The sequence below is a fragment of the Acrocarpospora macrocephala genome (genome assembly GCF_009687865.1).
Lineage (GTDB): Bacteria > Actinomycetota > Actinomycetes > Streptosporangiales > Streptosporangiaceae > Acrocarpospora > Acrocarpospora macrocephala.
In genome coordinates this window covers 160,557-179,594 of the sequence record NZ_BLAE01000036.1, presented here as the reverse complement: position 1 = coordinate 179,594, position 19,038 = coordinate 160,557, and the positions used below count along the sequence as shown (strand labels likewise).

General features: G+C 70.7%; 17 protein-coding genes. 9 read left to right on the top strand and 8 right to left on the bottom strand.

The annotated features are described in order from the left end of the window. Positions 1–109: 109 nt before the first annotated feature. From Amac_RS30415 to Amac_RS30405, 3 genes are read right to left on the bottom strand one after another with little or no spacing between them, the layout of a single operon-like run. A complete protein-coding gene (locus Amac_RS30415) occupies positions 110–586 on the bottom strand; it encodes a (2Fe-2S)-binding protein (protein WP_218041382.1) in 477 nt (158 codons plus the stop codon). Beyond that, entirely contained in the window at positions 579–1,358 is a 780-nt protein-coding gene (locus Amac_RS30410) for an FAD binding domain-containing protein (protein WP_155357847.1), read from the bottom strand. The genes Amac_RS30415 and Amac_RS30410 overlap by 8 nt, the downstream gene beginning before the upstream one ends. Next, positions 1,358–3,550, bottom strand: coding sequence for a xanthine dehydrogenase family protein molybdopterin-binding subunit (locus Amac_RS30405; protein ID WP_155357846.1), 2,193 nt, complete (start codon positions 3,548–3,550; stop codon positions 1,358–1,360). Before Amac_RS30405 ends, Amac_RS30410 begins: the two co-directional genes overlap by 1 nt. Positions 3,551–3,724: 174 nt before the next feature. Between Amac_RS30405 and Amac_RS30400 the strand changes: the two genes are divergently transcribed. After that, positions 3,725–4,369: a GntR family transcriptional regulator gene (locus tag Amac_RS30400; protein WP_155357845.1), complete on the top strand. Its 645-nt coding sequence runs from the start codon at positions 3,725–3,727 to the stop codon at positions 4,367–4,369. A gap of 10 nt (positions 4,370–4,379) precedes the next feature. Here the strand turns inward: Amac_RS30400 and Amac_RS30395 are convergent, their stop codons facing one another. Then, entirely contained in the window at positions 4,380–5,249 is an 870-nt protein-coding gene (locus Amac_RS30395) for a helix-turn-helix transcriptional regulator (RefSeq protein WP_155357844.1), read from the bottom strand. Positions 5,250–5,395: 146 nt separating this feature from the next. On the opposite strand from Amac_RS30395, the gene Amac_RS30390 reads away from it, so the two are divergent. Together Amac_RS30390 and Amac_RS30385 are read left to right on the top strand one after the other, a co-directional pair. Next, complete coding sequence (locus Amac_RS30390; RefSeq protein ID WP_155357843.1) at positions 5,396–6,424, top strand: aldo/keto reductase; 1,029 nt, start codon at positions 5,396–5,398, stop codon at positions 6,422–6,424. A gap of 52 nt (positions 6,425–6,476) precedes the next feature. Beyond that, positions 6,477–7,325, top strand: a complete 849-nt coding sequence (locus tag Amac_RS30385; protein WP_155357842.1) for a hypothetical protein — start codon at positions 6,477–6,479, stop codon at positions 7,323–7,325. A 67-nt stretch (positions 7,326–7,392) separates the two neighbouring features. On the opposite strand, the gene Amac_RS30380 is transcribed toward Amac_RS30385, so the two are convergent. Then, positions 7,393–9,702: an MMPL family transporter gene (locus Amac_RS30380; RefSeq protein ID WP_155357841.1), complete on the bottom strand. Its 2,310-nt coding sequence runs from the start codon at positions 9,700–9,702 to the stop codon at positions 7,393–7,395. Positions 9,703–9,873: 171 nt separating this feature from the next. Between Amac_RS30380 and Amac_RS30375 the strand changes: the two genes are divergently transcribed. Together Amac_RS30375 and Amac_RS30370 are read left to right on the top strand one after the other, a co-directional pair. Then, positions 9,874–10,401, top strand: a complete 528-nt coding sequence (locus Amac_RS30375) for a TetR/AcrR family transcriptional regulator (protein WP_170322741.1) — start codon at positions 9,874–9,876, stop codon at positions 10,399–10,401. A gap of 236 nt (positions 10,402–10,637) precedes the next feature. After that, positions 10,638–13,367 (top strand): hypothetical protein, encoded by a 2,730-nt coding sequence (locus Amac_RS30370; protein WP_155357839.1) that lies wholly within the window; start codon positions 10,638–10,640, stop codon positions 13,365–13,367. A 52-nt stretch (positions 13,368–13,419) separates the two neighbouring features. Here Amac_RS30370 and Amac_RS30365 read toward each other — a convergent pair whose 3' ends face one another. Beyond that, positions 13,420–13,650 carry a hypothetical protein gene (locus Amac_RS30365; RefSeq protein WP_155357838.1) on the bottom strand — a complete coding sequence of 77 codons (231 nt, stop codon included), beginning with the start codon at positions 13,648–13,650 and terminating at the stop codon, positions 13,420–13,422. 88 nt (positions 13,651–13,738) lie between these two features. Here Amac_RS30365 and Amac_RS30360 point away from each other — a divergent pair, with 88 nt between their 5' ends. From Amac_RS30360 to Amac_RS30345, 4 genes are all read left to right on the top strand, one after another. Then, positions 13,739–14,257, top strand: a complete 519-nt coding sequence (locus tag Amac_RS30360) for a PadR family transcriptional regulator (RefSeq protein WP_155357837.1) — start codon at positions 13,739–13,741, stop codon at positions 14,255–14,257. 76 nt (positions 14,258–14,333) lie between these two features. Next, entirely contained in the window at positions 14,334–15,827 is a 1,494-nt protein-coding gene (locus Amac_RS30355; RefSeq protein WP_155357836.1) for an aldehyde dehydrogenase family protein, read from the top strand. A gap of 172 nt (positions 15,828–15,999) precedes the next feature. Next, the gene (locus Amac_RS30350) at positions 16,000–16,473 is read left to right on the top strand and encodes a molybdopterin-binding protein (protein ID WP_155357835.1); all 474 of its coding nucleotides are present in this window, start codon (positions 16,000–16,002) and stop codon (positions 16,471–16,473) included. Positions 16,474–16,548: 75 nt separating this feature from the next. After that, positions 16,549–17,871: an FAD/NAD(P)-binding protein gene (locus tag Amac_RS30345; RefSeq protein WP_170322740.1), complete on the top strand. Its 1,323-nt coding sequence runs from the start codon at positions 16,549–16,551 to the stop codon at positions 17,869–17,871. Here the strand turns inward: Amac_RS30345 and Amac_RS30340 are convergent. Both Amac_RS30340 and Amac_RS30335 read right to left on the bottom strand, forming a co-directional pair. Then, positions 17,855–18,496, bottom strand: a complete 642-nt coding sequence (locus Amac_RS30340) for a cysteine hydrolase family protein (RefSeq protein ID WP_155357833.1) — start codon at positions 18,494–18,496, stop codon at positions 17,855–17,857. The two genes, Amac_RS30345 and Amac_RS30340, sit on opposite strands and share 17 nt — an antisense overlap. A gap of 82 nt (positions 18,497–18,578) precedes the next feature. Beyond that, the gene (locus tag Amac_RS30335) at positions 18,579–18,974 is read right to left on the bottom strand and encodes an ArsR/SmtB family transcription factor (protein WP_155357832.1); all 396 of its coding nucleotides are present in this window, start codon (positions 18,972–18,974) and stop codon (positions 18,579–18,581) included. Positions 18,975–19,038 lie beyond the last annotated feature (64 nt).

The window sequence follows — 19,038 nt, the reverse complement described above, 5'->3', positions numbered from 1 at the left end:
CCTGGACTGCCGTGTGGTGCGGGGCTGATGCCTGTGGACCTGGGTATGTGTGGTCATGTATCCGCGGTGTGGCGTCATGAGCCTGGCCGCAATTATGGGATACAAAATCTCAGATGCTTGAGATCTCGGAGGTCAGGCGGGCCGCGGCGGCGAGCGTGGCGGTCACGATGGCCTCGTAGCCGGTGCAGCGGCACAGGTGACCGGTGAGCGCCTCGCGTACGGCGGGGGCGTCAGGGGCGGGGCTCGTCCTCAGCAGGTGCGAGAGGGCGACCACCAGGCCGGGGGAGCAGTAGCCGCACTGGGTGGCGCCGGCCGCCGCCATCTCCTCCACCAGCACGGGCAGGGCGGCCCGCCGAGCGGTCTCCACCACCGCGCCGGCCGCCGCGCCCGCGGGCACGACGCACGCCGGCGCCGGCACCCCGTCGAGCGACACCGTGCAGCTCCCGCACTGGCCGCCCCGGCACCCGGCCGGGAGCGGGCGTCCCGCCGCCTCCAGGGCGTCGAGCAGCGAAGCCCACACCGGCACCTCGGCGTGGTACGGCTCGCCGTCCAGCGTCCCGCGCACCTCCACCAGGTCATCAGGCATCGGCGTCTCCCCGGTGGATGCGGCGGTGGCAGCGGCGGGCCAGGGCGGCGACGGAGCGGCGGGCGTACGGGGTCGGGGGAGCGGCGGCGGCCACGACCGCCGCCGCGAAGCCGTCCGCCCCGGCCGGGTCGGCCAGGTGCGGGACCGCGCCGGGGCAGGGAACGGCGGTTCCAGCCCGGTATCCGGTCACGGCGGCGCGCGGGCCGCCGGGGAGCAGGGCCGCCGCCACGGCCGCGAGCGTGGGGGCCGCGACCTCGCGGACCGCGAGCCGCTCGTACGCGAAGGCCGCCGGCACCGCGAGATCGAGCCCGACGGCCAGCTCGTCAGGCCGCAGCGCGGACGCCATGGTCACCGGCAGCCTCCGCTCGCCCCGGGAGTGCGCGGAGGCGGTGATCAGCGAGCCGTCCAGCGCGGTCAGCACCACCGCGAGGTCGGCGGGGGCCTGGAACAGGTTGCCGGTCAGGGTGGCGCGTTCGCGCACGGCGGGCGTGGCGAACCCGCGCAGCAGCCCGCCGAGCACCCCGGCGCCGAGGGCGTGAGCGCGGGCGGCCGCGGCGACGCGGACGACGGGGCCGAGCCTGACCCGGTCCCCGTACGCGTCGATCGCCGCGCCGTCGCGGAGCCCGCCCAGGTCGAGCACGTCGGCGGGCCGCAGCAGCCCGGCGTTCATCGCGGGCTGGACGGCGGTGCCGCCGCCGCACACGAGGGCTCGCGGCAGTTCGGCCCGCGCCGCCAGCGCGGACGCGATCGTGGCCGGCCGCAGGTACGCCATCAGCCATCCACCGCCGCGGGCTCTTCCGCCGCTGCGGCGGGGGCGGTGGCAGCGGGGTCGTGGGAGGTGGCGAGGTCTTCGGGGTGGGCGGGGATGCGGGCGACTGGGCGGCCCGTGGCGGCGCGGAGGGCGGCGGCCACGGCGGCGGGGGAGGAGATCAGCGGGCCCTCGCCGACGCCCTTGGCGCCGAACGGCAGCCGCGGGTCGCCGGACTCGACGATCACCGGGATCACCTCGGGCACGTCCACCGCCGCGGGCAGCAGGTACGTGCCGAACCCGGCCGCCCCGCCCCGCCCGTCCGCGTCCACCGGGATCTCCTCAAGCAGCGCGAACCCCGCGCCCTGGACGGTGCCGCCGGCGAGCTGGCCGCGTACCAGCGCCGGGTTCAGCGCCCGGCCCACGTCCTGGGCCGCGACGAGCTGCACCACCCGGGCCGTGCCGAGCGCGGGGTTCACGTCCACGACGGCGCGGTGCGCGGTGAGCTGGAAGGCGATGTGCGGGTCGCCGCGGCCGGTGCGCGGATCGGGCGCGGCGGTGGGCGGCGCGTCGTACCGCTCCTCGACCACGATCGAGGTCCCGTCGCCCAGCGCCGAAAGATCCACGGGGGTGGCGCCGCCGAGCCGCTGCCTGAGGCGGGTCGCGGCGCGGAGCGCGGCGCCGCCCGAGGCCATGGTCTGCCGGCTCGCCTTGCTGCCGCCGCTGGCCGGCAGCGCCGAGGTGGAGTCCGCGAACGTGATCGGCACCGGGCCGAGGCATTCGGTGACGATCTGCGCCAGCACCGCGCGCACGCCCTGGCCCACCTCGGGGGCGGCGGTGGCGATCTCGACGCCGTGGCGGTCGGCGCGCAGCACGATGCCCGCGCCCTCAGGCCGCCCGTCGCCGAGCCCGGCGCTCTTGATCCCGACGGCCACGCCCACCCCGCGCCGGAGGCCGGGCGCGGGCGTGGCCGCCGGCAGCGGCACGGCGGCGAGCGCGTCGAGCAGGCTGGCGGGCGCGGCCACGCCCGCCAGCGCCTGCCCGCTGGTGGCCAGCGGCTCGCCCGGTTCGAGCAGGTTGCGGCGGCGTACGTCGGCGGGGTCGAGGCCCAGCTCGGCGGCGAGCGCGTCGACGGTGGACTCCATGGCGAAGCACACCTGCGTCGCGCCGAACCCGCGCAGCGCCCCGGCCACCGGGTTGTTGGTGTAGACGGCGCGGGTGGTGATCTCGACGCGCGGGATCCGGTAGGGCCCGGCGGCGAAGTAGTGCGCGACGCCGACGACGGCCTTGGACGTGCTCGCGTACGCGCCGCCGTCGAACAGCAGGTCGGCGGCGAGCGAGACGAACGTGCCGTCGGGGTCGGCGGTCAGCTCGTACGTCATGATCGCCGGGTGCCTGCTCGGGTGGGCGCCGAAGGACTCGGCCCGCGAGTAGAGCGCGCGTACGGGACGGCCGCTGAGCAGGGCGGCGAGGCAGAGGTGCACGTGTACGGTGATGTCCTCGCGCCCGCCGAACGCGCCGCCGACGCCGGCCAGCTCCACCCGCACGCGCTCCTCGGGCAGGCCGAGCGCCGCCGCGATCTGCGCCCGGTCGTGGTGCAGGTCCTGGGTCGCCACGCGCAGCACGACCCCGCCCGCGCCGTCGGGGAGCGCGAGCCCGGCCTCGGGGGCCAGGAACGCCGCGTCCTGCCGCCCGGTCCGCCACCGGCGGCGTACGCCGGTCGCGCCCCGGCGGGCGGTCCCGTGCGCGAGGCGCAGCCGATGGACCAGGTTGCTGCCGTCCGGCCCGACGCGGGGGGCGTCGGCGTCGAGCGCGCGTTCCGGGTCGAGCAGGGCGGGGCGTGGGCGCAGGATCGGGCGCACCAGCAGGGCCATCCGGCGGGCCGCCTCGGCGGTCTCGGCGAGCGCGAAGGCGATCGGCTCGCCGTGGTGGCGGACGCGGCCGTCGGCGAGCACGGGCTGGTCGGGGGTCTTCACCCCGACGCGCCGCGCGCCGGGCACGTCGGCGATGGTCAGCACCCGGTACGCGCCGCGCACGCGCATCGCCTCCGCCGTCTCGACGCCGAGCAGGTCGGCGGCGGCGACGGGGCTGCGTACGGTCGCGCCGTGCAGTTCGCCGGGGGCGTGCAGCTCGGTCGCGTACCCGAACTCGCCGGTCAGCTTGGCGACGGCGTCGGGGCGCACCGGAGAGGCTCCCACCCCCGAGGGCGATGACATGGCGGATATTGTATCCAGAATAAGTGAGTTGGCAATGGTCGAAGGCAGCACCTCCGGCGGCTCGCTCGTGTGATAATTCGCATAAACGCGTGGTCCGGGCTGTGAGGGCGGGGCGATCGTCTTTCCTGACTGTCTGCGATACTGTATGCAGGATTGTCAAGAGGAGGGGGCGTCGTGTCGATCGGCGAGTCGCATCGGGCACTCCGTGACGAGGTCGCCGACCAGCTCCGCAGCTGGATACTCGACGGCACCCTCGAGCCGGGCAGCCGCCTGGGCGAGGGGGCGATCTCCGAGCGGATGGGCGTGTCCCGGCTGCCGGTGCGCGAGGCGTTCCGCCGGCTGGAGGCCGAGGGCCTGGTTCAGACGGCCCCGCGGCGCGGCGTGCGGGTGGCGGTGTTCGACCAGGAAGAGCTGGCCACCATCCAGGAGGTCCGGCTCGCGCTCGAGCTCATCGCGGTGCGCAAGACCGCCGAGCGGCGCGACTCCGAGACCATGAACGAGCTGGAGCGCGTGCTCCTCGCCGGCTCCCAGGCGGCCGAGGCGGGAGACCAGTCCGCGCTCAAGCGGCTCAACGGCGACTTCCACGAACTGCTGGCCGGCGGCACCGGCTCGCGGGTGCTCGTCGCCCTGCTCCGCTCCGTGCGCAACCAGGCGCACCACCTCGTCGGCGGCCTCGTCACCTCCCCCGAGGACTCGTGGTCGGAGCACGCCCGCGTGATCCGCGCCGTCCTGGACGCCGACGCCGAGATGGCCGCCCTCCTCATGCGCCGCCACCTCCACGACCGCCACGAATCCCAGCGCGCCACCCTCACTCCCTGATCCCCGCTGGTCAGATGCTCGTGGAGCGGTCGTGGTCTTGGGTGACGGCCCAGGTGGACAGGAGGCGCAAGGAGTCGGCGCTCGGGGTGTCGGGGGCGGCGGTGTAGACGATGAGGGTGAGGCCCGGGTCGGAGGGGAGCGTCATGGCCTCGAAGTTCAGTTCGAGGTCGCCGACGGCGGGGTGGTGGAGGCGTTTGACGCCGGTGCGGTGGAAGCGGACGTTGTGGTCGGCCCAGCGCCGGCGGAACGTCTCGCTGCGGGTGGACAGTTCGCCGATGAGCTCGGTGAACGCCTTGTCGTGAGGGTTGCGTCCCGCTTCGGAGCGCAGGATGGCGGCGATGTCGTCGGCGGCCTTGTCCCAGTCGATGAAGAACCGGCGGGAGGCGGGGTCGAGGTAGATGAAGCGGGCGGTGTTGGCGGGACGGCGGGGGTCGGCGAGCATCGGGGAGTACAGGGCGCGGGCCATCCGGTTGGCGGCCAGCAGGTCGTGGCGGTCGTTGCGGATCCAGGCGGGGGCGTCGATGATCGCGTCGAGGACCTGCTGGAGGGCCGGGCGCACGCGCCGCGCGGCGGTCCTGCGGGGTGCGGCGGTGCGGAGGCCGGGGCGGCGGGCCAGGCCGAACAGGTGGTCGCGTTCGGCCTCGTCGAGGTGCAGGGCCCGCGCGAGGCCGTCCAGGACGCTGTCGGAGGCGCCGGCGAGGTTGCCGCGCTCAAGGCGCACGTAGTAGTCGACCGAGACGCCGGCCAGCAGGGCGACCTCCTCGCGGCGCAGCCCCTTGACCCGGCGGTTGCCGCCGAAGGCCGGAAGACCCGCCTGCTCGGGGGTGAGACGGGCCCGCCGGGAGCTGAGGAAGGCCTGGATCTCGGCTCGATCGTCCATACGTCCACGGTATGTGAGCTGTTCGGCGGCCAGACAGGTACTGCCGATACCTGGAACGGCAGTGACTCCCGCCGACCCGTTACCTTGGCCGACGATCGAACTCGTGCCGCGCCGACCCATCACCCGTACCTGATCAGGAGCAACCCATGGAGTATCGCCGTCTGGGCCGTACCGGCGTCTCGGTCAGCGAGCTGTGCCTCGGAGCCATGATGTTCGGCGACTGGGGCACCAAGGACCACGACGAGAGCGTCCGCGTCATCCATCGCGCGCTGGACGCCGGGATCAACTTCATCGACACCGCCGACGTCTACTCCGGCGGCGAGTCCGAGGTCATCGTCGGCAAGGCCCTGGCCGGGGGCAGGCGCGACGACGTCGTCCTGGCCAGCAAGGCGCACATGCCGATGGGCGAGGATCTCAACCAGCGCGGGAACTCCCGCCGCTGGATCGTCCGCGAGGTCGAGAATTCGCTGCGCCGGCTGGGCACCGACTGGATTGATCTCTACCAGATCCACCGCTACGACCCCGACACCGACATCGACGAGACGCTCGGCGCCCTCACCGACCTCGTCCGCGCCGGCAAGGTCCGCTACCTCGGCCACTCGACCTGGCCGGTCTCGGCGATCGTGGAGGCCCAGTGGACCGCCCGCGAGCGTTGCCGCGAGCGGTTCGTGTGCGAGCAGCCGCCGTACAACATGCTGGTGCGCGCGATCGAGGCCGACGCGCTGCCCACCTGCGCCCGGCACGGGATGGGTGTCATCCCCTACAGCCCGCTGGCCGGCGGCTGGCTCACCGGCCGCTACCGCAAGGGCACGGAGTCGGAAGGGCCGTTCTCCGCGGCCCGCCGCCGGCTGGCCAACCGCTTCGACCTGTCGCTGCCGGACAACCAGCGCAAGCTCCAGGCCGTAGAACGGCTCGCGGAGCTGGCCGAGCAGGCCGGGATGACCCTGATCGAGATGGCCATCGCGTTCGTCCTGCGCCATCCCGCGGTCACCTCAGCGATCATCGGCCCCAGGACCATGGACCATCTCGAATCCCAGCTGTCCGCCGCCGACATCGAACTGCCGGACGACGTGCTGGACCGCATCGACGAGATCGTGCCACCAGGACTGACCATCAACCCCGCCGAGAACGGCTGGGTCAGCCCGGCCCTGCAGCCCGCGGCACGCCGCCGCTGACGCCGCGCGAAACCCAACAATTAGATCGAAATCCTTGTACCGTCTCAGATGCATGAGAGGTATCCGGCTGGTAGCCGTGCTCGCGGCACTCGCCGCCTGCGGGACGGCCGCGACCGCTCCCGAACCGCGGTACGAAGCTGACACATTCGTACTGGCCAGCCAGAAGCACGGCCCCCGGCTCTGCGTGGCGATCGACTTCTCCCTCCCGCCTCAGTGCGGTGGCCCCGACATCGCCGGGTGGGATTGGAACGGGGTCGAGCACTCCGACCGGCACGGCGTGCGCTGGGGCGAATACCGCGTGGTCGGCACCTGGGACGGCGAGAAGCTGACGCTCACCGAGCCGCCCCGCCCAGCCGAGCGCCCCGATTCCCCGCCTAGCCGATCCAGGTTCACCTCCCCCTGCCCAGAACCCTCAGGAGGCTGGCGCCCGGTCGCCCCCGCCAAGGCGACCCAGCAGGCGATCGACGCCGCGATCACCCGGGCCAAGAAGCTTCCCGGGTACGCGGGCGCCTGGTTGGACCAGAGCTACCTGGACGAGATCGAAGGCTACGACTCCAATGACCCTCGATCCGTGGAGCGATACGCCAACGACCACGAACGGCTTGTCCTGAACCTGCGTTTCACCGGCGACGCGACCACCCGCGAGCCCGCGATCCGCGAACTCTGGGGCGGCGCGCTGTGCCTGAGCCAAGCCCAGCACACCAAGAAGGAACTACAGACCCTCCACGGGAGGGCGTCCAAGGAGATCAAAGGGGTCTTCTCGGGCTGGGTCGACGAACTGAAAGGCCAGGTCGAGATCGGGGCCTGGCTGGCCACACCAGAACTCCAACACGAGGTTGACGAAAAGTACGGAAAGGGCCTGGTGGTCCTCCACAGCTTCCTCAGGCCCGTGGGCTTATAGCGCTGGCCGGGCCGGTCCAGGTGATCGGCCTGCTCCGCTGGCCGTTCGATGAGGTTATCGGGTCGGGTCATGGCTTACCTGTTGTCGTGGCTGGCTTGGCGGGGTCGCCTGCTTTACGGGCTGTGGGGTCGGGTGTGGCGGTGGGCCTGTGGTCGGCGGGGATGCGGGACAGGGCGGAGGGCCACCAGTTGTATCGGCCGAGTAGGACGGCGGCGGCGGGGACCAGGAGGGTGCGGACGAAGAAGGTGTCCAGGATGACGGCGAAGGCGATGGTGAAGCCGAGCTGGCGGGCCTGGGTGTTGTTGCCGGCGATGGCCAGGACGGCGAAGGTGCCGGCCAGGATGAGCCCGGCCGCGGTGATGGTGCCGCCGGTGCGTCCGATCGCGCGGGTGAGGGCCTCGCGCAGCGGATGGGTGTGGGCTTCTTCGCGGACGCGGGCCATGAGCAGGATGTTGTAGTCCTCGCCCAGGGCCATGGCGAAGATGAACAGCAGGATCGGGATGATGAAGTTCAGGCCCTCGCCGTCGCCGTAGTGGACGAACACGATGGTGGCGAAGCCGAGGGCGGCCAGGTAGGACAGGCCCACGGTGACGATCAGATACAGCGGCGCGATGAGGCTGCGCAGCAGCACGGCGAGCAGTAATGCGATGACCAGCAGCACGATGGGGACCAGGCGGGCCAGATCGCTGGTGGAGGCCGTGTAGATGTCGTACGCGGTCGCGTCGAGCCCGGCGACACCGCTGCCGGTCGCGGCGACTCCGGTCGCCACCTCGGTCACGATGGTCCGCAGTGCGGGGATGGCGTCGATGGCGGCTCGGCTGCCGGCCGGTCCGGCGGCGGGTACGGCGTCGAAGCGTACGGTACGCCCGTCGGGGCTGATGAACTGGGTACTGGCTCGGTATGTCCGGTACAGGTCCGGCGAGACCCCGGCCGGCGGTGTCGCGGCCGAGCCGAGGCTCGAGTGGAGGCCGGCCAGCTCGGCGGCGGTGACGGTGGTGCCGTTGGGGTTGAGCGGACCGGTCAGCGCGCTGATGCCGGGGGCCGCGGTCAGTTGCCGCTGGGCCGTTTGCAGGGCGTCCGGGTTGTGCCAGACAGGGTCGGCGAACCGCAGCAGCAACGTCTCGCCGTTGTTCGTGGGGGCGGGGAAGTGCGCGGCCAGCGCGGCGGTGCCGGCGGCGGAATCGCCGGTCGTGGTGGGGTTGCTGGTGGTGAACCCGCCGGTGGTGAACCCGTTCAAGCCTGCCGAGAGACCACCGAAGAGGAGCATCCCGGCGGCGAGGACGGGCAAGGGCCGCCGTACCGCGCGGGTGGAGACGCGCCCCCACACGCCGACGGGTTGCTGCCCGCTGGCGAGGTGGGTGGGCCAGAACAGCGCCCGCCCGGCGATCGCCAGGAGAGCCGGCAGCAGCGTCAGCGCGGCCAGCAGCATCACGCCCAGAGCGATGGCAAGCGCTGGACCGAGGCCGCGGTACAGGCCGAAGGAGGCAAGACCGAGGCAGGCCAGCGCCGCGATCACGGTGACGGCCGAGAAGGTGATCGATTCCCCGACCCGGGCCATCGCGGCGATCAGGGCTTCGCGGGGTTGCCGGCCGCGGCGGATCTCTTCACGCATCCGGAAGACAAGGAACAGGCCGTAGTCGGTGCCGGCGCCGAGCAGCAGCACCACGAGCAACTGCTGGATGGCCGGCGACACCGGCAGCCCGGCCTGCCCGGCCTGGCCGATCACCGGCCCGGCCAGCAGCAGCGCCAGCACCGCGGGGATCAAGGTGACGACGGGGGCCAGCAGGGAGCGGTACACGACGAACAACAACACGATCACGAACAGCAGGGTGAACCGGTGAATGTTGCTGCCCGCCTTCGTTGAAGCGGTATCCGCGTCGGTGCTCTGCGCCAGCGGGCCGGTCAGGTGGAAGGTCAGCCCCACCGGCGCTGTGGCGGAGGCGAACGTGGCGCGGACGGCGGTGACCAGATCGGCGTTGGATGTGTTGCCGGGGCCGTCGGGCACGGTCATCAGCAGCGCCCGGCGCGCCTGTCCGTCGGCCGACCCGCCCTGATCGCGTACCGAGGTCACCTCCTTGACGGTCGCGGCGGCTTGCAGCACCCGCTCGATCGCGGCGTCGTCGGCCGGGGTGAGCGGCCCGTTCGCCCGGGACGCGACGATGATCGCGGTAGCACCGGGGGCGGCCCCCTGAAACGGGGCGGCCAGGCTGGCCGCGTGCCGGCTCGGCGCGTCGGCTGACAGGAACTGGGCGTTGTTCGACTGGGTGACGCTGGACAGGCTCGGCAGCGCGAACACCGCACCGGCGACCCCGGCTGCCCACACCACTACGATCAGCCAGCGGAACCGGACAACGAACCGTGCCAACGCCTCGAACATGACCTACGTCCTCACCGGATGCCTGGGGTGTATTATCTGAACGGCTGCGTCTGGTAATGCCGTCGGCGGCCGACAATATCCAGACGCTGGCGTTTAGTAAAGAGTCGCCGACGGGAAGAGACGAGAAAGATGGCGGACCGGCCTCGACGGGGTCGCCCACGCGATCCCGGTGTGGATGCGGCGGTGCTGGCCGCGGCGCTGGAGTTGCTGGCCGAGGTCGGCTACGCGGGCTTGGCGATGGAACAGGTCGCCGCGCGGGCCGGGGTGAGCAAGGCCAGCCTCTATCTGCGCTGGCCCAACAAGGCGGCGCTCGCGGCCGAAGCGATGCAGCGCCGCGCCGACGTCGTCCCCGACATCCCCGACACCGGTAGCCTCGCCGAAGACATGCGGCGCTTCCTGCACGCGCTGCTCCGCGGAGAGCACCGCGGCTCGCAGGCGCTGGCCGCCGTCAGCGGCGAGATCGCCAACAACCCCCAGCTACGTGAAGCGTTCCGCGCCGGCATGACCGGAACACTCGTGAACGGCCTGCGCACGATCGTCACCCGCGCTATCGACCGCGGCGAACTACCGGCGTCCACGGACATAGAGCTGTTGTCGCTGCTGCCCGTGGCGATCGTGCAGCAATGGAGGCTGGTCAGCGACCAGCGGCCGGGCGAGGAACTGATGGACCGCATCGTGGCCCAGTTCTACACACGCTAGAGAGGGACGGCGCCCAATACTGTCTCTTGGCGACCGGGCGCGAAGGCTAAACACAATTCATCTCGATTTCATCAATTAGTGACATTCACCTCTGCTTTATCGGATGATATGGGCCGATCATCCCGCCAACGGAAGAGCGGCACATGTGGCGGAAGCGGAAACCGCAACAGCCTCCGAAGGAGGCCGAAACTCAGCTGCGTTTCGATCCGATAGATCTGGACGATGTCGGGTCACGGTTGCCCGCTCTCCGAGCCGATCCCGGCCAGCTCGTTCCCATTCCCGCCCAGCAGGCGGGGGTACGCGTCAAGCGACGCCTTCGGATCGTCGCGGTGGGCGCGATTATCGCGCTGCTGGCCGGAATTACGGTCATAGCGAAAACCACCTATGCTTCACAGCCGGTGCCCTGGAAACGCGGAGCCACCGTATTCCAGAAGATCACCATCGATCTGGGGGCCGCCACCGCCCAGGCGTCGAAAATCGTGGTCGCCGGTGTCGTCTACGACCTGGCGAGCGATTCACCCGACGGGAAACCGTCGGCCACCGTCGAGGTGAACGAGAACTCCGGCGGAATAGCTGTAATTCTCAACAAAGCCGACAAACCGCTGACGGTCGTCCCCGTCGTGTCCGCTCCAGGAATGACGCCGCACGACCTCGTTGCGGACTGTAAAGCAGCCAGCGTGGGCGAGACGTTGCTGATGCCGTGGACGGCGCAGCCGAACGCGATCACCGTCAGCCTGCTGGACGCCCTGATCAGGAGGCCGTCCGGCGCCCAGGAGCTGACCGAGCACGCGGGCGAACTGTGCGGGCGGATCGCCCGGGAACCGCTCGCCGACGGTTCCACGCCGCCTCCCGGTCAGGCGGAGCTCCGCGCCCATGGGCGGCTCACCTGCTCCCTGGTCGAGCAGATCCAGAAGATCTCGAAAGAGATCGACGCCGGCAAGGACCCGGGGTCCTGCTCAGCTCCGCCATCCGGCACCGAAACCACCATCGCCCATTTGGGTGGCGGGCGTCGGGCCGTACGAGCCCGGAAGTCGCCGGGCGACACCTGCGCCGCACCCGCCTGGCGAGTCCCGCCCGCGCCCGGCACCGCGGCTTCCCCCGTCGTCCTCTGCTCGGACGGCGTGACCACCACCGCCGTCAACAACAGCCCCTCGGTCGCGTTCCTCTACGAGGCCGGGAAGAACGCCGATCACGTGCTCGGCGCCGTCCCCGGCCAGGTCGTGATCGTGCCCAGCCTGGACACGATCGTCCTGGCCGTGCTCTCCGACATCGCCGGCTACGTCCTGTACGGCGTGAAGGCCGCCGGCTGCGGCATCCTGAGCTTCTTCGGCGTCTCCTTCGAGCCGTGCGAGCACCGCGACGACCTGCCGCCCAGCCAGATCGCGAAGCTGGCCGAGTTCGCGCGTCCCGGGCAGGCGAGAATCGAGACCAAGGCGGGGTACTACTCCGTCGCCTGGGGCCAGGTGGCCGACGACCCCCAAATCCTGGACATCAGCAAGCCGAGGGTCTACAGCCGCGCCCTGACGCTCGTGAACCACGCCGTCCTCCCGGTGCTCGGCCTGTTCCTCAACCGAACCCTGATCATGGATCTGTCGACGGCCAACAGCGAGAAGAACCAGGAGTTGCTGGACGAGCTGAGCCGGCACCTCTCCTTCCCCAAGGGCGAGCAGGACACCAGCGATCTCGACTTCGTGGTACGTCTCGCGGGCATCGTCCTGACGGATCCGGAACTGCTGGCCCGGCTGATTCTCGTGTTCGTGCCGTCGATCGTGGAGAGCGGCATCGAGCTGTCGGCGCGGATCGCGAAGGTGATGGGATATCTGAGCGCGCTGCCGGTGCTGGGCAATCTCGCCAAGATCGCCGAAGTGGTCAATGCCGGCATCAAGTCCATCCAGATCGTGCTGAGCCTCGTCCAGCTCCTCCGCGTCGACGACCATCCGGGATACGTCGCCTGGCCCGCGCGCATGGACCGCACGACCGCGGCCGCCCTGCCCGGCGGAGCGTGTGCTCCCCCTCGGGCGAACCTCGCGCCCGTGGGAGCGCCGGCGCGGGTCGGCTGCCTGTGGCCGGTGGACGCGAACCTCGACACCGACGGCAAACGGGATCGCCTGGTGCTGTGGAGCACCGGCAACGCGCTCGGCGCCACCGCGTACCTCGCCGACGGCCACATCCGGGTCTGGGATCGATCCGCCACACGATTGGCCTTCCCCTCCACCGTGGTGCCCTGGCAGCTGGGTGGCCCGGCGACTGAGCAGATCTTCGTGAGCACCGCGGACTGGGCCGTGCTGATCGGGCCCACCCAGGACGGAAACGTACGCGCCGCGCGCTACGGAAACGGGCACAACACCGGCAGGGACTTCGTCATCCCGCGCGGCGATCCGCTGCACACCACCGGCTGCGTCTCCAACGGTGGCCGCCGGCTGCTGCTCACGACGCTCAACCACCCCGAAGGCGCGTACGGCTACCGAACCGCGTCCTTCGTCTACTCCTTCGACACCTACAGCCAGACATTCCGGCTGATCGCCTACACCGGCGGAGTCGTCGACGCCCTCCCGTCCTTCGCGGGAGCCGACTGCGCGGCCGACCACGTCCCCGAAATAACGCTTCCCAGTGCGTCGGCCCCCGACTCCGCGCAGAGTCAGCACAACGCGGCAGAGGCAGCGCGCGCGGTCGAAATGCTGCTGGACGCGGCGCTTGACGACGATCTAACCCAAGGTTCGGCGTTCCTCGGCGGGCTGGCTCCCGCCCCCGATTCGACCACCTACGCGTACGACGTCTGGGAATACCTCCGGCAATCACCGAACAGCCTGCCCGCCCTGGCCGCCGCCACGGCGAACTGCGCGCCCGGCGTGCCCCAGACGTACCCGGCTGTGAAATGCACGCTTACCGCCGGTCCGGAAATATGGACATTCCTCGTCACATCAACTGGGGACAACTACGTCGTCGCCGCGGCCAAGAAGCGGTGATCTGCTCGGGGCGACACGAGCGGTGAACTGACCCAACCTGACGCTTGCGTTGTCAACGGGGATCATGCTGATCGATGACGTCGTCGGCGGGATCATCGGCCCAGGACAAGACGATGAACGGCCGCGACGAGGACGGGTGGTGAACACGGTCGGCGGTCACCCGGTATCGGGCGTCCGGCAGCGTCTCATGGTCGATACGGAGAATGCCGACCTCTTGGTCGATGCGGACGAGCAGGCCATGGCAGGGCCCGCCGATGCAGATCGCGTTCGGATGAGGCGTCATCAGGATGGATGCCTCCCAGGAACCATGATCCGGAATCACTAGTCATGATGAGACTACTGGTCGCTCCGCAGCGCCCTAGTCTTGGGGCGTGGACTCACCCGCCCTCTCACTCACCGAGTGGGTCGTGCTCGCGCTCCTCGCCGAAGGCCCCGCCCACGGCTTCGCCCTCGCCCGGCTCACCGCCGCCTCCGGTCCCATCGGGACGATCTGGCAGGTGCCGCGGCCACTGGTCTACCGGGCCCTGGACCGGCTCACGGACCTCGGCCTCGCCGAACCGGCCGGCACCGAGCCGGGACACGCCGGGCCGCAACGCCGCATGCTGAGCGTCACGGCCGCCGGCCGGCGCGCCGCCGCCGACTGGCTCGTCCGCCCGGTCGACCACATCCGCGACGTCCGCACCGAGTTCCTCATCAAGCTCGCGCTGATCGACCGCACCGGCGGCGACCCACAGCCGCTGGTCGACGCGCAGGCGGACCGGATCCGGCCCATCGTCGCCGCGCTGCGACAACGCTGCGACACCGCGCACGGCCTGGAGCGGGCCGTCGCCTCCTGGCGCTACGAGACAGCCGTCGCGGCACTGCGCCTGATGGAGTCCGTCAGCCGCTGACCGCCCTTGCTTTCTCACACCTCCAGTAGTCAGATTGTGACTACTGGAGCTGTCTACCGGAAGGGAACCGACGCTGATGACGGTCACCCTGGAAAAGAGCGTCGAGGACTTCATCGCCACCCCACGCCAGTTGTTCATCGGCGGGCGCTGGGTGCACGCCGCCTCGGGCAAGACCTTCGCCACCCCCAACCCCGCCACCGGCGAGACCCTGGCGCACATCGCCGAGGCCGACGCCGAGGACGTCGATCGCGCGGTCCGCGCGGCCCGCGCCGCGTTCGACGGCCCCTGGTCGCGCCTGACCGCCTCCGACCGGGGCCGGATCATCTGGCGGATCGGCGATCTCATCGAGGAGCACGCGGACGAGCTGGCTCAGCTCGAATCGCTCGACAACGGCAAGCCGCTGGCGGTCGCCCGGGCCGCCGACATCCCGCTGGCCGCCGAACTGTTCCGCTACATGGCGGGCTGGGCCACCAAGATCGAAGGAAACACGATCGCGCTGTCGGTGCCGTACCTGCCGGGAGCGGAGTTCCACGCCTACACGCTGCGGGAGCCGATCGGCGTGGTCGCGCAGATCATCCCGTGGAACTTCCCGCTGCTCATGGCGGCCTGGAAGCTCGGGCCCGCGCTGGCCACCGGGAACACCGTGATCCTCAAGCCCGCCGAGCAGACGCCGCTGTCGGCGTTGCGGCTGGCCGAGCTCATGGCCGAGGCCGGGTTGCCCGACGGCGTCGTCAACGTCCTGCCCGGGTACGGCGAGACGGCCGGGGCCGCGCTGGCCGCCCACGACGGCGTCGACAAGGTCGCCTTCACCGGCTCCACCGAGGTCGGCAAGCTCATCGTCCAGGCGGCGGCGGGCAACCTGAAGAAGGTCAGCCTGGAGCTGGGCGGCAAGAGCCCCAACGTCGTCTTCGACGACGTCGACCCGGAGCTGGCGATTCCCGGCGCGGCCAACGCGATCTTCTTCAACCACGGCCAGTGCTGCGTGGCCGGATCCCGGCTGTTCGTACAGGAGAGCAGGTTCGACGAGGTCGTCGAGGGCGTCGCCACCATCGCGCGCGGCATCAAGCTCGGCTCAGGTCTGGATCCCGACACCCAGATGGGGCCGCTCGTCTCCGACGAGCAGCTGCGCCGGGTGACCGGCTTCCTGGAGTCCGGCCGCGCCGACGGCGCCCGTACGGTCGCGGGCGGCAACCGGCACGGCGAACACGGCTACTTCGTCCAGCCCACCGTCATCACCGGCACCAACCCCGACATGGCCGTGGTCCGGGAGGAGATCTTCGGGCCGGTCGTCGTCGCCTCCCCGTTCTCGACTCTGGACGAGATCGCCGATCAGGCCAACGCGACCGACTACGGCCTGGGCGCCGGCATCTGGACCCGCGACGTCTCCAAGGCGCACGCCCTGGCCAAGCGGATCCGCGCCGGCACGGTCTGGATCAACTGCTACAACGTGTTCGACGCGGCCCTGCCGTTCGGCGGATACAAGCAGTCCGGCTGGGGCCGGGAGATGGGTCACGAGGTGCTGGAGGCGTACACCGAGGTCAAGGCGATCTGCACGCAACTCCACATCTGACCGGCAAGCTCGTGGGCGCGGCTTCGCGGGAGAGGCCGCGCCCTTTGCGGAATGCGAAGGCAAAAGCTCTTCGGCACTGGTATTTGCCAGCTAATTTTGCTCTTTCATTGGCTATTGCGCGTAAAAGGCAGGCCGGGCGGGCATCCTTCTTTGCGGTCGATGAGGAGGCCCCATGCTGGCTGGGACAGTGCTTCTGGACGGTGACGTGCGGATGCGTGGTTCGATCAACGTCGCGGATCTCTGGTCGCTGCCGCAGCATGACGTGGAAGTCGCGTTCATGTGCCGTACCTCGGGGCTGCGCCGGCATCGGTTCACGGGGCCGCTGCTGGTGGAGGTGCTCCAGGCGGCCGAGCCCGATTTCGATCCGGCGGAGCGTAAGGACCGGCTGCGGTTCCTGGTCTCGGTCCTGGGCCGGGACGGGCACCACGCCGTGTTGTCGTGGGGTGAGATCGATCCGGAGTTCGCGGGGGTGGAGGCCGTGCTCGGCACCACGATGGACGGCTCGGTCCTGGGGGAGCGGGGGCCGCACCTGGCGGTGCCCGGCGACCGGTGCGGCGGTCGGCAGATCAGCGGCGTCACCGAGATCCGCATCTGCTCCGACGACCTGCTGTGGACCCGCGGCCAGCGGGTCGGTCATAGATCCTGACGGCGCCAGAACGTTTGCCGGTGCTTCATCGAAATACCCATACAACATGTAGGTAAAGTCGCTTAATCTGAGGTGGTGTCCCGCAGCCATGTCATCGTGGTCGTGGGCGGCGGTGCCAGCGGCACGCTGGCCGCCGTCCACTTGCTGTACCGCGCGGGGGAGCACGGCGTCCCTCTGCATGTGGTGCTGATCGACCGCGATGGGCGGCATGGGCTCGGGCAGGCGTACTCCACTACCGACCCCCACCACCTCCTGAACAGCCGCGCCGAGAGAATGAGCGCGTTAGAACATGATCCCCACCACTTTGTGCGGTGGACGCGGTCGCGAGGGCTGAACGCGGCCGGAGCCGACTTCCTGCCCCGGCACATGTACGGCCGCTACCTGCGCGAGACGCTGGACGACGCCGAAAACGCTCATCGGGTGACCCGCCTGCGGGGGGACGCGGTGGCCCTCACCCGCTCGCCCTTACGTGTCCACCTGTCGGACGGAGGTGCGCTCGACGCCGACGCCGTCGTCCTGGCCACGGGAAACCCCGCCGCGGCGACCCCCATACCCATAACAGGCGAACGCTACATCGCGGATCCGTGGGCGGCAGGGGCGCTGGCCCGCGTCGGCTGCGGTGACGTTCTGATCATTGGCACCGGCTTGACCATGGTCGACGTAGCCGTCACCCTCACCCGCACCGCGGCCAGGACCGTGTACGCCATATCCCGGCACGGCCTGCTGCCACAGGCGCACAGCCAGCCCACCCCACCCTGCGCACCCGTGCTGATTCCCGACGGCCCGCTAAGGCTGCGGAGTCTGCTGAGCGCGGTCCGCGTCGCCACACACCAGAGCGGCGGCGACTGGCGCGGCGTGATCGACGGCCTGCGGCCCCGGGTTCAGGAGCTGTGGGCCCGCCTGCCCATCGACGAGCGGCGCAGATTCCTCACCGTCCTGGCCCGCTACTGGGAGGTGCACCGCCATCGCATCCCACCCGAGACCGCCTCTCGTGTCGACGGCCTGATCGCCGCCGGCCGGCTGCGTGTGCTCCGCGGCCACGTGGACCGGGCGACGCCTGACTCAGCGGGGCTGACCGTCCGCGTCAGCACGGACGGCACCACTCACGATCTCCGGGTCGCCTGGCTGGTCAACGCCACAGGTCCGGCCTTCACCGTCCCCGGCGAGGGAATGCTCGCTCGCCTCCTGGCCGACGGGCTGGTCCGCCCCGGCCCGCTGGGCCTCGGCCTGGACGCCGACGCGTGCGGACGGGTGCTCGACGCCGCTGGGCGTCCGGACGATCGGATCGTCACGCTCGGACCCACGCTTCGCGGAAAACTGTACGAGACCACCGCGATCCCGGAGATCCGCGCACAGGCGGCGACCCTGGCGTCGTACCTGATCAGCCGAGAGCGTTGACGACGTCATCGGTGGTCATCAGCTGTACGCCCATGCGGGAGACCTCACGCAGGCCTTGTTCGCTGCCCTGGGACAGAGCGTCGGTGGCCACGATGACGCGGTAGTCGCGTTCGCTGGCCTGGATGATGCTGGCCCGCGGGCAGTTGGGGAAGTTGCATCCGGCGAAGACGATCGAGTCCACGCCGAGCCGATGCAGCTCGTCCTGAAGCGGGGTCTGGTAGAACGCTCCCCAGCGCGGTTTGAAGATCGCATACTCCCGCGGGCCGAGTTCCTGCGTTTCGCCGGCGAGAAGGCGGGCGTGGTCCAGTTCGGGCGCGGCGTCCGGGGCCAGCCCCGGGGCGAGCTGGCTGCCTTCTGAACCGGGCGCGGCGATTCGCGCCCCGCCGCCGAGCAGCGATCGCCGGACCAGGTCCGCGTTGCCGCCGCCCGGTTCGTAGATGCGGACGATGTGCACGATGGGACGCCCGGCGCCGCGGAAGGCCTTGGCGAGGATGCCCAGGTTGGGGAGGATCTCCGTGGTTCCGGCGATCCCGTACGGGCTCTCGGAGAGGAAGTCGCGCTGCACGTCGATGGTGACCAGCGCGACCGTGTCCCAGTGCGGGACCAGATGCGGATCGATGCTCACATTTCATCCATCAGTGAGAGGAGTCGCTGATGCGAGTGAGCGTACCGAGGGTGGGTGCGACGCGATCGATCGCCGAGGACCTCTAGGAGGCGGTTCGGGTGTCAGCAACTCTGGCGCTGGGCTCTTCGGTAACGGTGCCGGGTGAGGGATGCGGGTCGTCGCCGTCGATGTGGTCGGCGTGGAACAGGCCCTGGGTCAGCAGGCGGCGCACGTGCTCATCGGCGGCGCGGTAGTAGACGAACGTGCCTTCGCGGCGTCCTTTGACCAGTCCGGCCAGGCGGAGTTTGGCCAGGTGCTGGCTGACCGTCGTGGGGGCGGCGTCGGCGAGTTCGGCCAGGCAGGCGACGTTGGATTCGCCTTGCAGCAGCGCCCAGAGGATTTTGATGCGGGTGGGGTCGGACAGCAGCCGGAACGACTCGGCGGCCAGGTGCACCTGTTCCTCGTTCGGCATGTCGAAGTCCGGCAGCGACGTGTGCATGCCCTCAGCGTACTCCGCAATCTGTCTAGTTGCATATCTGCGTGAGTGCGCATATACGATGGTT